Raw genomic sequence first — 13161 nt, 5'->3', positions numbered from 1 at the left:
GGGCTTTGCCTGCAACAAAACCCTTATTCTGCGGCCTCGGCCTGAATGAAACCACCCGACTGGCGGTGCCAAAACCGCGCATACAGCCCGCCCTGATCCAAAAGCGCCTCATGCGTGCCGGCCTCGACGATCCGCCCCTGATCCAGCACCACGATCCGGTCCATCTCGCTGAGGGTCGACAGGCGATGCGCGATGGCCAGCACGGTTTTACCCTCCATCACCCGATGCAGCGCGGTCTGGATCGAGGCCTCGACCTCGGAATCGAGCGCCGAGGTCGCCTCGTCCAGTACAAGGATGGGGGCGTCCTTCAGAATGGCGCGGGCCAGGGCGATCCGTTGCCGTTGTCCACCGCTGAGTTTCACGCCTCGCTCGCCCAAGTGCGCGTCGTAGCCTTTCCGGCCCTGCGCGTCTTCGAGGCTCAGGATGAACTCATGGGCTTCGGCCTTCTCAGCGGCCTTGATCATCTCGGCCTCGGACGCATCGGGGCGGCCGTACAGAATGTTCTCACGCGCCGAGCGGTTGAACATGGCGGTTTCCTGCGTGACCATCCCGATCTGACGGCGCAGGCTATCTTGCGTCACTTGCGATACATCCTGCCCGTCAATCAAAATCGCGCCTTTTTCCCCGTCATAGAGCCGCAACAACAGCGAAACGAGGGTGGATTTGCCTGCACCAGAGGCTCCGACGATGCCCAGCTTTTCACCAGGCGCGATCGTCAGGTTCAGATCAGAAACGCCGCCAATATCCCGACCATAGGCAAAGCTGACCGTCTCAAAGGCGATACTGCCCTGAGACACGGCAAGGTCCTTGGCTGCCTCGGCATCCTCAACCCGATCGCGCTTGGCCAGTGTTTTCATACCGTTTTCGATCTCGCCAACATTGGCGTAGAGACCCATCAGCGTGAAGCTGACCCAGCCCGTCATTTGCGAAATGCGGATCGCAACTGCACCCGCCGCCACAATATCCCCAGCCGTTGCCATTCTCAGCTGCCACAGCCAAAGCGTTGCGCCCAGTAGCATCACGGGCAGGACCCCTGCCAAAACCATCAGAATGAACCGGAACGCGGCGGAGAGTTTGCCGAAATCCAGAGATCTTTCGCGCAGGTCGACCATCGCGTTTCGCGCTGTCTGATCTTCAAACGCGGAGTGGGCAAACAGCTTGACGGTCTTGATATTGGTGATCGTATCCACCACCTGCCCCGACACCATGGCCCGCGCACCGGCCCGAGCGGCCGAGCGTTTGCGGATGCGAGGAAGATACCAGCGGACTAGCATGAAGTAGACCACCAGCCAACCGGCAAAGGGCAGCATCACCAATGGATGAATCGACCCTAACAAAAGCAAAGATCCCACAAGGGAAGCTAACGCAAAGACAATCGCACTGATCGTTTCTGATACGACCGAGGCCATCGCGTTCGAGGTTTGCATCTGTTTCTGCGCAATCCGACCGGCAAAATCGTCGTCGAAATACGTGACCGACTGGCCCAAGGTCCAACGGTTAAGCTTGGCTAGAACCAAGGGTGGGATGTTCGGCATGACGATGTAGTTGTTGGACACCGAAGACAGGCCAAACAGGATCGGGCGGATCACCATGAAGAACGCCGCCGCGCCGACAATCATCCAGATATTCTCAGCGGTCAGAAAACGCTCGGGCCCGCCCGAGGTGGCGACGTCGATCACCCGGCCCAGAATCCAGGCGGTGGCGGCCTCCATCGCGCCTGCAATCGCCGAGAAAGCCGCCGCGACAAACAGCATGGGCCAGGCGCCTGACAGACTCCAGCGAATGAACGCCCCCAGCGTTTGCGGTGGGGGCGTCTCGATGTTCTTGAACGGGTTGATGAGGTCGGCAACCCTCATTCAGCGGCCTCCGGATTCATGAAGCCGCCAGATTGCCGCGCCCAGAACTGCGCGTAAAGGCCACCCTGCGCCAAAAGATCGGCATGCGCGCCCTCTTCCACGATCCGGCCCGCATCCATCACCAGAATACGGTCCATCTGAGCGATGGTGCTGAGCCTGTGGGCAATGGCGATCACGGTTTTTCCTTGCATCATACCGTAGAGGGTTTCCTGAATGGACGCTTCAACCTCGGAATCTAGGGCGGATGTCGCCTCGTCCAACAGCAAAATCGGCGCGTCCTTCAGAATGACCCGCGCCAACGTCACCCGCTGCCTCTGACCTCCAGATAACTTCACGCCACGCTCACCTACATGCGCGTCATACCCGGTTCTGCCCTGAGGGTCCTGCAGGTCGAGGATGAACTCATGCGCTTCGGCCTGTTTGGCCGCGGCGATCATCTGATCCTCGGTCGCGTCCGGACGGCCATAGAGGATATTGTCGCGCACCGACCGGTGCAGCAAAGCGCTGTCCTGCTGGACCATGCCGATACGGCTGCGCAAACTGTCCTGCGTGACCTGCGCAATGTTCTGATCGTCGATCAGAATTGCCCCTCGCTCAACGTCATAGAATCGCAAAAGAAGCTTTACTAGGGTCGATTTTCCGGCCCCGGAGCGCCCGATCAGGCCAATCTTCTCACCCGGTTGAATGGTCAGGTTGATGTGGTCCAAACCTCCGGCCTCACGCCCATAGTGGTGGGACAGATCGTTGATTTCGATCTTGCCCTTGCTCAGCTGCAATGGCTTCGCCGTCGGCGCATCCAGCAGGACGATGGGTTGGGCGATGGTCTCCATCCCCTCAGCGACGATGCCAAGCTGGCGGAAGAAGCTGGTCAAGGCCCACATGATCCAACCGGTCATCGCATTCAGGCGCAGCGTCAAGGCCGTCGCCGCAGCAACAACACCAACCGAGGCCGTGCCCTGCATCCACAGGGAAATCGCCCATCCGACGACGCCCACGATCAGCAGGCCGTTCAGTGTAACAAGAACCGCGTCCATGATGGTAAAGATTCGCATTTCGATCTGGAAGGTGCGGCGCGTCTCCTCGATGGCTTCGCGGGCATAGTCCATCTCTTGCCGGCCATGGGCGAACATCTTGACCGAGTGGATATTGGTGTAGCTGTCTACCACACGCCCCGTCACGGTCGAGCGCGCATCGGATGCCGCTTTGGACGCCGGGCCAACGCGCTGGATCGTCCAGCGCACCAACAGCGCATAAAGCGCGAACCAGATCAGCAGCGGGATCAACAATCGAGGGTCCGCTGCATATAGCAAAATCGCCGCGCCAATCAGATAAGCCAGCGAGAACGAAATCGCGTCAAAGACCTGAAACACCACCTCACCCGCGGCAGGAGGGGTTTGCATGATCCGGTTGGCAATCCGCCCGGCAAAGTCATTCTCGAACCAGCCAACCGACTGACGCAAAACATGTTTATGCGCACGCCAGCGGATCAGTGTGCCAAAATTCGGCAGGATCGTGTTGTTGAGCAGCAGCACGTCGATCAAATGCAACAGCGGACGCAGCAGCAGGACAAACGCAGCCATCAGCAACAGCTCGGTCCCGTGGTTCTGCCAGACCTCGGCCGGGGTGCCGCCCAACAGGTCGACTACGCGACCCATATAGGCGATCAACCCAATCTCGACCCCGGCCACGATGATCGAGATCAGCGCCGCCCAGAAAAACACCCGATAGAAGGGGCGCGAATAGTCCAGCATGAACGGCCACAGCCGCGTTGGCGGTGTGTCGGTCTCTTTATAGGGGCCAAAAGGGTCAACGAGGTTTTCGAAATAGCGAAACATGGTGAGTGCTCCGATTGAGCAGAAATATAGACGTGCGAAGAAGAATGGTGCCCGAACACCACCCTTTACGGGGCAAGTGTCCCGGCTTTAGCCGAACCAGATCCCGTAATACATTCGCAGTCCTCCATCCATGTGACAGCCGCACGTAACCACAAACTTTTTGATTTGTCATCCCCTTTTGAGACTTCGCGTCAGTCCGCCAGCAATTCCTCGCGGGTCAGAGCGAAGTCAGACGCGATCCAGCGTGCCTCTAGCTCGGCCAGTTTGCGGCCCAGCGCGGGACCCGAGAAATCGGGGATCAGGTCTGCCGCCTTGATCGGAAAACGCGCAGCAGCACCGCTGTGCAACTGGGCGCGCAGGTCTTCGGACCACGGCTGTTCGAAGAAGGCAAGGCGCAGCAGAGTTTCGTGCAGACCCCCCTCGTCCCCGTAGCGATAGCCCAGTTCGGCCACGCTGGTTGAGGCTTGCGCCTCATCCCGCATGCGGGTCAGACGCTGCAATTGCGCCCGGCTGAGGCGCAGGGTCGCGGCATCTTCGGGCGTGGCAATGGCGGCGAGGCGGCGCACCGGGTCGGGTTCAGCTTGCGCGGCCTGCTCGATTGCCACCAGCGGAGCAAGTGCACGGTCGTCCGCACCGGGCAGAAGATGCGCCAACACCCCAGTGCTGCGCATCGCAGCAACAGACGGGGCGGGATAGGGGGCGCCCATCAGCTTCAGCAACTCCGCCCCGACGCGTTCTCGGGATAGTGCCGACAAACCATCTAGATTCGCCGCAATCGCGGCCAGAGCGTCCGGGTCGAACCCGGCCTCGGCATCGCCATACCAGGCGTGAAACCGGAAATAGCGCAGCGAGCGCAGATAATCCTCGCGAATGCGGTTTTCAGCCACTCCGATAAACCGCACACGGCGCGCCTCCAAATCGGGCAGGCCAAAAAGCGGGTCTAACACGATGCCATCGGGCTGCGCGTAGATCGCGTTCATGGTGAAATCGCGCCGGGCTGCATCCTCTTCCACCTTGTCCGAGAAGGCCACGACCGCGCGGCGGCCATCGGTTTCCACGTCACGGCGAAAGGTGGTGATCTCATGCGGGATGTGATTGCAGACCACAGTTATCGTTCCGTGATCAATCCCAGTAGGGATCGCCTTGAGCCCCGCGCTCTGCGCCATCTCCAGCACCCTTTTGGGATGCGCATCCGTTGCGATATCAATGTCCGACACCGGCGCGCCCAAAAGTGCGTTGCGCACGCACCCCCCCACAAATAGCGCTTGCGCGCCGCCGTCAGTGAGGGCTGCGCATACCTTTTGTGTCGCAGGGTCCGAAACCCAAGCTGCGCTGATTTGCTTCATTCACTCACCCGTGCTGCAAGCCCGCGCAATATGCGGGCGGTCGCGCCCCATATGTAATAAGGGCCATAGGGCACGGCAAAATACTTCCGTCTTGTCCCCTGCCAACGACGCGACTCGATCACATAATTCGCAGGGTTCAGCACATGTGCAAGAGGGACCGAGAAGATTTCGTCGACTTCGCCGGGTTCGGGCACCGGGTCAAAGCCCTGCCGGATGATCGCCACCACCGGAGTCACAGAGAAGGACGTCACGGTTTCATGCTTGGGCAAAAAGCCCAGAACCTCGGGAAGATCGCTGGGCAGACCGACCTCTTCCCGCGCCTCGCGAAGGGCAGCGGCGGTGACATCCGCGTCACCTTCATCCTGCTTGCCGCCAGGAAAGGCGATCTGGCCGGGATGGTGCTTCAACGCCGAGGAGCGTTTGGTCAGGATCAGCCGCGGTATCTCGTCCGCGACCGTGATCGGCACCAGCACTCCCGCCGGGCGCAGTTTTCGCCCCGGCGGCAGCACGGTGTCTGGGTTCAGGTCAAAATCACTGGACCCATGGCCCGGACGAGCCAAAGCCGTCCGGAGTTGCGTCTCTAACTTAGACACTTTTGCTGTCTTCGGCGTCAAAACCCACAGTGGCAGGGTCTAGCACGTAATGCGCGCCGCAGAACTGACAATCGGCCGTAACCTGACCCTCAGACGTGGTCATCTTTTCAATGTCCTTGGCCGAATAGATCGACAGGCTTTGGCGCACACGCTCTTCCGAGCAGGTACAGCCGAACTGTACCTGCTGCGCGTCATAGACCCGTGGGTTTTCCTCGTGGAACAGACGCACCAGCAGATCGGTTGGCGCAATCGAGGGGCCGATCAGTTCAAGATCCTCGACCGTGTCCAGCAGTATATTGACACGGCCCCAGTTCTCACCTTCTTCGCCATCTACCAGATCATTGGCGGTCAGGATCTCTCCGGTACCTTCGCTGGACGCCGCAAAAGGCGAGGCTTTGGGCATATGTTGCAACATGATGCCGCCTGCGCGCCAATGCTCACCCACACCCGGTTCAGTCGATTTGCCGAAGCTCAGCGAGAACCGGGTCGGCAACTGCTCGGACTGCGCAAAATAGGCTTCGGCGCAGGCGCTGATCGAGCCTCCGGCCAGCGGAGTGATGCCCTGATAGGGCTGCGTGCCTTCGCCCTGGTCGATCATGATCGCGAAATAACCCTCGCCCACCTGATCGAAGGGCGCACCATCGGTCAGACGATCGCGGTCGAAACTGGCGTAAGCGCGGATGCGGGCCGGCTCACCCTCGTTCTGTGGTGCGTAGTAGTCGGTGGCAATCATGCGCACCGGACCCTTGGACTGCACCTGCAACGACAGCTTCCAGCGAAGTGAGACAGTCTGGCCGATCAACGCGGTCAGCAGTGCCATCTCGGCCACGAGGGCCTCAACCTTTTCAGGATAGTCATGCTGTTTCAGGATGCCGTCCAGCACGCCATCCAGACGGGCCACACGCCCGCGCATGTCCGATACATCGAGTTGAAAGGGCAGGACGGTATCGTCCCACGCGATTTTTGTTCCAAGAGACATGGGGTTTCCTTACACGCCAAGGGTTGGCATACCGGCACCATATAGGTCGCAGAGATTGGGTTGTAAGGGGCCATACATGATCAGACGGTTCGGCGAAAGCCCTGAACCCGGGCGCAAGTACACCCGGCGGGTCGGAGTCTACGCGTTGCTGCCCCGCTCAGGGCACCTTCTTCTGACCTGCCAGACCGAACCGGGGCCGGATCTGCAATTGCCCGGCGGCGGAATAGATCCGGGCGAATCACCCGCAACCGCTCTGCACCGCGAAGTGTTTGAGGAAACGGGCTGGCTGATCGCGGCACCCCGTCGTGTCGGCGCGTTCCGGCGATTTACCTATATGCCGGAATATGACCTCTGGGCCGAGAAGGTCTGCCTGATCTATCACGCGCGCCCGGTACGGCGACTGGGGCCACCGAGCGAACCGTTCCACGAAGCGCTCTGGATGCATACCGCCGACGCGGTTGAAACGCTGGGCAACGATGGCGATCGCCATTTCGCGATGCTGCATCTTCGCGGGCTTTAGATCGTTTCGGGTTTAGCCTGCGACGCGAATACCCTGCCACGCTTTCAGCGTTTTCGGGACATTTGTTTCACTTGATGATTCAGGTAAATCCAAAACGCTTTAGGCCCCATTATATTCGAAGAACACGGCCGAGACATCGTCGCCCATACCGCTTTCAGGTGACATCACCTGTGTCAGGCGCCAGAACAGATCGTCCAAAAACTCAGGCCCACCGCGACCCGCGTCACAGTCGAGCGCCATGTCCCGCAAGCCGTCGTCATCCAGCATTCCGCCTTCAGCCAAAGCGCATTCCGTGAACCCGTCTGAATGCAGTAACAAACGGTCCCCCGGCTCCATCTTCGTCTCAATCTGCTGAAACTTCACATTCGGGATCAACCCGATGGGTAGCCCACCTTCGCCCAGAAACTCGGTCGTGCCATCGCGTCGTAGCATCAACGGATGCGGATGCCCCGCCTGAACCATCCTGATATGCCCGTTGCGAAGATCTACGATGGCATAGACCATGGTAAAATATTCTTCGATCCCCGCGTCCGCCAGCAATCGGGAATTCAGCATCCCTGCGACCTCGTCCGGAGGAAGCAGGGCGTAGAATTTATCAAACCGCTTTTCCATGGCGACGTTCTGTTCGAAATGTTTGCTGGACAGATAGCCGCCCAATCGCGCTGTCATCATGGCCGAGGTAATGCCGTGACCGGACACATCAATGCTGTAGAACCCAAGGCGGTTCGGACCGGGTGAGAACATCCCTACCAGATCGCCTCCGATATGCCCACAAGGCTTCAACAACAGACTGACGCGCGATTTACCGAACTCTTGCGTAAGGTCCGGCACCAGCGATTCCTGTATCTTGCGGGCTTGGATCAGGTCCTTGTCGATGGCCTCATGCGCCAGTTTCAACTCTTGCAGGGCAGATTCGATCAGTCGGTTTTTCTCTGACAACTCACGCTGCATATCTAGAATTCGCGCCCCGGCCGAGATACGCGCGCGCAGCTCATCCGCCTCAAGCGGTTTGATCAGGAAGTCATCCGCGCCCGCATCCAGACCGCGCGCAACCTCCTGCTTTTCGCTTTTGGAGGTGAGCAGGATGAAATAGCTGTAATGTTCCGCCTCAAGCGCGCGGAAGGCGCGGCAGAACTCAAGCCCGCTCATCCCCGGCATGACCCAATCGCTGAGCACAAGGTCTGGCGCGGCTTCGGTGCAGATATCTATCGCCGCCTCGCCATTGTCGGCCTCAAGAACCTCAAAACCCCATTTCTTGAGCGAGGCCACCAGAATGCGCCGTTGCAGGCGGCTGTCATCCACAACCAGCACCCTCCGGATTGCACCGAAGTCCAGATCGGACCTGGTTTCCTCAAGACTTGCCGCTGGCACTCTGCAACCCCACACGCTTCCTTTTATCGGGATGGTGCGACCCTACGCGTCTGGGGTTTAACATCGAGTGAAGGCCAATTGAGGCCGACGCTTAACCCGACATTTACTCAAGCCGGGCTACCTAGGATCCATTCAATTCCGACGCAGGACAAGACTCATGATTCACTGGCCCCGAGTTCGACAACTACGTGACGAAGTTGGCGCTGATGAATTCGATGAGGTTGTCGAGATCTTTCTGGACGAAGTGCAAGAGGTCATCGCCCGCGTGCATGCAGACATCGCGCGGCAGGATCTTGAACAAAACCTGCATTTCCTGAAAGGCAGCGCCCTGAGCCTTGGGTTCGAGGTGTTCTCGAAGCTCTGTCAGGATGGCGAAAGGCTGGCGGCCTCGGGTGAGGCGGCAAAAGTCGATCTATCCGAAATCCTCGCCGTATTTGCTGCGTCGAAATCAGTGTTTCAAGCCGAACTTAAAGACAATCTGCACTAGATCACAAACTGTGCCAGCGTCTCATCCTCGGTGATGTCGGTATAGGTGAACCCGGCCTCATCTAGGTGCGCAAAGAGGCGGGCGAAGTTCTCGGGCTTACGGGTCTCGATTCCGATCAGGACCGAGCCGAAATTGCGCGCCGATTTCTTCATGTATTCGAACCGGGCGATATCGTCTTCGGGTCCGAGGATGTTCAAGAACTCTTTCAACGCGCCGGGGCGCTGCGGCAGGCGCAAGATGAAGTATTTCTTGACCCCGGAATAGCGCTGCGCGCGCTCCTTGACCTCGGGCAGACGCTCAAAATCGAAATTGCCGCCAGAGGTGACACAAACAACCGTTTTGCCACGGATAAAGCTTTGCACATCAGCAACCGCCTCAATCGCCAATGCGCCAGCGGGCTCCAGCACGATGCCTTCCACATTAAGCATCTCGATCATTGTGGTGCAGATGCGATCCTCGGACAGGACCAGCACATCCGATAAGTGACGGTCTTTCAACAGCTCAAACGGCTTGGCACCGATCTTGCCGACCGCCGCGCCATCGACGAAATTATCTACGTGATCCAAGGCAACCGGATGCCCTGCAGCCATTGCCGTGTGCAGACAGGCCCCACCTTTGGGTTCGACAAACAAACAGTGGGTCCTATCCCCGAACCAAGTTGCCACGCCCGACGACATACCGCCGCCGCCGACCGGCAAGATGACATGATCAGGCACGCGGCCCAGCTGTTCCTCGATCTCGACCGCAAGCGAAGCCTGACCTTCGATCACATCCTCATCATCGAACGGCGACAGGAAATGCCCGCCTTCTCTTGCGCACCACGCTTGTGCTGCGGCAAGCGTATCGTCGAAATAGTCTCCGCTGAGGTGAACCTCGATATTGTCGCCGCCGAAGATACGGGTCTTCTGGATCTTCTGCTGAGGCGTGGTGACCGGCATGAAGATCACCCCCTTCACATCCAGATGCTTGCACATGAAGGCCACGCCCTGCGCGTGGTTGCCGGCGCTGGCACAGACGAATAGATCCTGCCCCTGCTGCTTGCGCATGGCATTGAAGGCGCCTCGAATCTTGTAGGAACGAACCGGGCTGAGGTCCTCTCGCTTGAGCCAGATATCAGCACCGTAGCGGTCAGACAGATGGGCATTCCGCTGCAAAGGCGTTGCCGGAAACACAGAGCGCATCGCCTGTTCGGCAGCGCGGGCACGGGTCATGAAATCGCTCATGCCGGTTTCAGTGGCTTATCCTAAGCAAAAGGGCAAGGAATACATGTGTGTACGAATTACGACAGCGCGCGTTTTTCGATGAAGACGCCGTAGAACGTTGTCAGGATGCTGACATTGATTAGGGGCACGATCAGCATACTGGCGAAAACCACCACCAATGCGCCAATCACTGGGATGATCAGAAGCGCCGCGAACAGAAGCTGAAGCCCCATCTGGAACAACACCAGTAGCACAACCAGCGCCACTATGGTGCCGTTCGCTCCGTCAGTTGCCCGCCACGCGTCCGACAGTTTCAACGGTTCGCCTATTGCTGCGGCGGGCATGATCGGAGACACCCGGTAAAAGGCCACGGATAGGCCCACAACAACCAGAAGCCACGCCAAAATGCCCATCGCAGCCGAGGCCTGCGTCAAAAATCCGATGACAAGCATTGCCGGGATCAGGACGACCACACCCAGCAAGGCCAGCATCACCATCCGCCCAATGTAGGCGAGCATTCGCTCCGATCTGAACGCGGGCAGAAAACCGGCCGGGTATTCTTCGAGCAGCACAAAACGATGCCAGGACACGACAATCCAAACCATGATCGCAAAAAGGGATGCCAGCACACAGAACAGGAAAGCGGTGACCGCACCCGGCGACGCTGCATCCGGCAGGCCGTTTGGTTCAGTCGAGATATCTTCGAAGGAAATACCAAACAGAAGACTGAATGCGATGATGGCCAAACCGCCGATCAATGCGGGGATCAACGTGATCTGAATCGCCTGTTTCAGATTCCGCAAAACCATCTTGATCGAATGCATGAAAATCTCGAACGCCAACATCTGGAAATGCCTCTGCTCAACTATCTCTTGTTCTTTGTCCAGCCGTTTCACCCCAATTCCCGGCCTGCGTCAATCCACACAGCTTGCCCCCGCCCACAAAACCCGTTAGGGGCCAATCGTCTTGCGAATAAGGGGAAGTCAGATGTCCGCGCCAAAGAAAGTTGTTCTGGCCTATTCCGGTGGCCTTGATACCTCGATCATTCTGAAATGGTTGCAGACCGAGTATGGATGTGAGGTCGTCACCTTCACCGCCGATCTGGGTCAGGGTGAGGAACTGGAACCCGCCCGCCAAAAGGCTGAGATGCTGGGGATCAAACCCGAAAACATCTATATCGAGGACATTCGCGAGGAATTCGTCCGTGACTTCGTCTTCCCCATGTTCCGCGCCAACGCGCAATATGAAGGCCTGTACCTGTTGGGCACCTCGATCGCGCGGCCTCTGATCTCGAAACGTCTGGTCGAGATCGCTCAGGAAACCGGTGCTGATGCCGTAGCACATGGCGCAACCGGCAAGGGTAACGATCAGGTTCGCTTTGAATTGGCCGCGTATGCGCTGAACCCTGAAATCAAGGTCATCGCACCATGGCGCGAGTGGGATTTGACCAGCCGTACTCGACTGATCGAATGGGCCGAAGCACATCAGATTCCGATCGCCAAGGATAAACGCGGCGAGGCCCCCTTCTCGGTCGATGCTAACTTGCTGCACACCTCCTCAGAGGGCAAGGTTCTGGAAGATCCCGCCGATATGGCACCCGACTACGTCTATCAGCGCACCGTCCACCCTGAGGACGCGCCGAATGAACCTGAATTCATCGAGATCGGGTTCGAAAAAGGCAACGCAGTCAGCATCAATGGCGAGGCGATGAGCCCGGCCACGATCCTGACCAAGCTGAACGAATACGGCGGCAAGCACGGCATTGGTCGTCTGGACCTTGTCGAAGGCCGGTTCGTAGGCATGAAGTCGCGCGGCATCTACGAAACTCCGGGCGGCACCATCCTGCTGGAAGCACACCGTGGTATCGAATCCATCACCATGGACCGTGGCGCGATGCACCTGAAAGACCAGCTGATGCCGCAATATGCCGAGCTGATTTACAACGGTTTCTGGTACTCGCCCGAACGCGAGATGCTGCAGGCCGCCATCGACAAAAGCCAAGAGCATGTCACCGGCACCGTGCGCGTGAAACTGTATAAAGGTCTGGCCTCGACCGTTGGCCGCTGGTCCGATCACTCGCTGTATTCCGAGGCGCATGTGACCTTCGAGGAAGACGCTGGTGCCTATGATCAAACCGACGCGGCGGGCTTTATCCAGCTGAATGCACTGCGTTTGAAACTGCTGGCGGCGCGCGACAAACGTCTGTCCAAGTAACTGCCCCACAGCTTAGAATTCAAAACCCCGGCAATCACACGGTTGCTGGGGTTTTCTTTTGTCCAGCGGACCCAGCGTCATGCTTGCCGGATGTGGGGCCATGTCTTTACGCATACGTCAAGTTTGAAAGGACAGACCATGATGCAAGAGATCGCCGACGGAATTCAAAAAGGGCTGGACGGCAAAAGCTTTGACGGATCGCTCAAGTTCGATTGCGGCGACGCGGGTGTGATCGTGCTGGCCGACAATCAGGCCACCACGCAGGATCAGGATACCGATTGCACCATCCGTATCTCACAAGACAACCTGACCAAGCTGTTGACCGGCAAGCTGAACCCGATGACTGGCGTTGCTTTGGGCAAGCTCAAAATCTCGGGCAACATGGGTGTGGCGATGAAGCTGGGGCAGCTGCTCGGTTAATCGCCTTCCGAGAACACATCAAACGCCTTCAGCGCCTTTGCGCTGTAGGCAAAAGACGGGCCTCCGCCCATATAGGTCGCCATCGAGAGCGCTTCGCACAACTCCTCGCGTGTGGCGCCGAGACGCACCAGCGATTTCACGTGAAACCCGATGCAGCTGTCGCAACGTGTGGCGATTGCAATACCCAGCGCGATGAACTCTTTGGTTTTCTCGCTCAGGGCACCGTCGGTTTTGGCCGCTTTGCCCATCATTCCGAAGCCGCGAACCGTTTCGGGTACCTCTTTAGAAAGGGTACCGATATTGGCCTCGGTCTCGGCCATGAAGTCTTTCCAGTCCAT

13 protein-coding genes are annotated in these 13161 nt (G+C 58.6%); 4 read left to right on the top strand and 9 right to left on the bottom strand.

From position 1 onward, the window contains the following. Positions 1-23: 23 nt before the first annotated feature. The 5 genes from ACXAH8_RS06880 to hslO form a co-directional block, all read right to left on the bottom strand. Positions 24-1856 carry an ABC transporter ATP-binding protein gene (locus ACXAH8_RS06880; RefSeq protein WP_475217117.1) on the bottom strand — a complete coding sequence of 611 codons (1833 nt, stop codon included), beginning with the start codon at positions 1854-1856 and terminating at the stop codon, positions 24-26. Continuing rightward, positions 1853-3691: an ABC transporter ATP-binding protein gene (locus ACXAH8_RS06875; RefSeq protein ID WP_475217115.1), complete on the bottom strand. Its 1839-nt coding sequence runs from the start codon at positions 3689-3691 to the stop codon at positions 1853-1855. The genes ACXAH8_RS06880 and ACXAH8_RS06875 overlap by 4 nt, the downstream gene beginning before the upstream one ends. A gap of 191 nt (positions 3692-3882) precedes the next feature. Further along, positions 3883-5037 carry a CCA tRNA nucleotidyltransferase gene (locus tag ACXAH8_RS06870; RefSeq protein ID WP_475217113.1) on the bottom strand — a complete coding sequence of 385 codons (1155 nt, stop codon included), beginning with the start codon at positions 5035-5037 and terminating at the stop codon, positions 3883-3885. Beyond that, a complete protein-coding gene (locus tag ACXAH8_RS06865) occupies positions 5034-5630 on the bottom strand; it encodes a CoA pyrophosphatase (RefSeq protein ID WP_419739461.1) in 597 nt (198 codons plus the stop codon). Before ACXAH8_RS06865 ends, ACXAH8_RS06870 begins: the two co-directional genes overlap by 4 nt. Then, a complete protein-coding gene (hslO, locus tag ACXAH8_RS06860; protein ID WP_475217111.1) occupies positions 5623-6609 on the bottom strand; it encodes an Hsp33 family molecular chaperone HslO in 987 nt (328 codons plus the stop codon). The genes ACXAH8_RS06865 and hslO overlap by 8 nt, the downstream gene beginning before the upstream one ends. 76 nt (positions 6610-6685) lie before the next feature. Between hslO and ACXAH8_RS06855 the strand changes: the two genes are divergently transcribed. After that, positions 6686-7129, top strand: coding sequence for an NUDIX hydrolase (locus ACXAH8_RS06855; protein ID WP_170491759.1), 444 nt, complete (start codon positions 6686-6688; stop codon positions 7127-7129). Positions 7130-7228: 99 nt separating this feature from the next. Here ACXAH8_RS06855 and ACXAH8_RS06850 read toward each other — a convergent pair whose 3' ends face one another. Continuing rightward, positions 7229-8500, bottom strand: coding sequence for a PP2C family protein-serine/threonine phosphatase (locus tag ACXAH8_RS06850; RefSeq protein WP_475217109.1), 1272 nt, complete (start codon positions 8498-8500; stop codon positions 7229-7231). A gap of 157 nt (positions 8501-8657) precedes the next feature. Between ACXAH8_RS06850 and ACXAH8_RS06845 the strand changes: the two genes are divergently transcribed. Further along, a complete protein-coding gene (locus ACXAH8_RS06845; protein ID WP_475217107.1) occupies positions 8658-8987 on the top strand; it encodes an Hpt domain-containing protein in 330 nt (109 codons plus the stop codon). Here ACXAH8_RS06845 and ilvA read toward each other — a convergent pair. Continuing rightward, positions 8984-10210 (bottom strand): threonine ammonia-lyase IlvA, encoded by a 1227-nt coding sequence (ilvA, locus tag ACXAH8_RS06840; RefSeq protein WP_475217105.1) that lies wholly within the window; start codon positions 10208-10210, stop codon positions 8984-8986. The genes ACXAH8_RS06845 and ilvA overlap by 4 nt on opposite strands. A gap of 56 nt (positions 10211-10266) precedes the next feature. Next, complete coding sequence (locus ACXAH8_RS06835) at positions 10267-11085, bottom strand: hypothetical protein (protein WP_475217103.1); 819 nt, start codon at positions 11083-11085, stop codon at positions 10267-10269. A 91-nt stretch (positions 11086-11176) separates the two neighbouring features. Between ACXAH8_RS06835 and ACXAH8_RS06830 the strand changes: the two genes are divergently transcribed. Both ACXAH8_RS06830 and ACXAH8_RS06825 read left to right on the top strand, forming a co-directional pair. Continuing rightward, positions 11177-12403 (top strand): argininosuccinate synthase, encoded by a 1227-nt coding sequence (locus ACXAH8_RS06830; RefSeq protein ID WP_475217101.1) that lies wholly within the window; start codon positions 11177-11179, stop codon positions 12401-12403. Positions 12404-12541: 138 nt separating this feature from the next. Further along, positions 12542-12823, top strand: a complete 282-nt coding sequence (locus ACXAH8_RS06825) for an SCP2 sterol-binding domain-containing protein (RefSeq protein ID WP_475217099.1) — start codon at positions 12542-12544, stop codon at positions 12821-12823. Here the strand turns inward: ACXAH8_RS06825 and ACXAH8_RS06820 are convergent. Beyond that, positions 12820-13161 (bottom strand): carboxymuconolactone decarboxylase family protein, encoded by a 342-nt coding sequence (locus ACXAH8_RS06820; protein WP_170462857.1) that lies wholly within the window; start codon positions 13159-13161, stop codon positions 12820-12822. The genes ACXAH8_RS06825 and ACXAH8_RS06820 overlap by 4 nt on opposite strands.

The organism is Ruegeria sp. ABV3_008, from assembly GCF_056161185.1.
The sequence above is the reverse complement of the archived record's forward strand: the minus strand, read 5'-3'. Positions and strand labels throughout refer to the sequence as shown.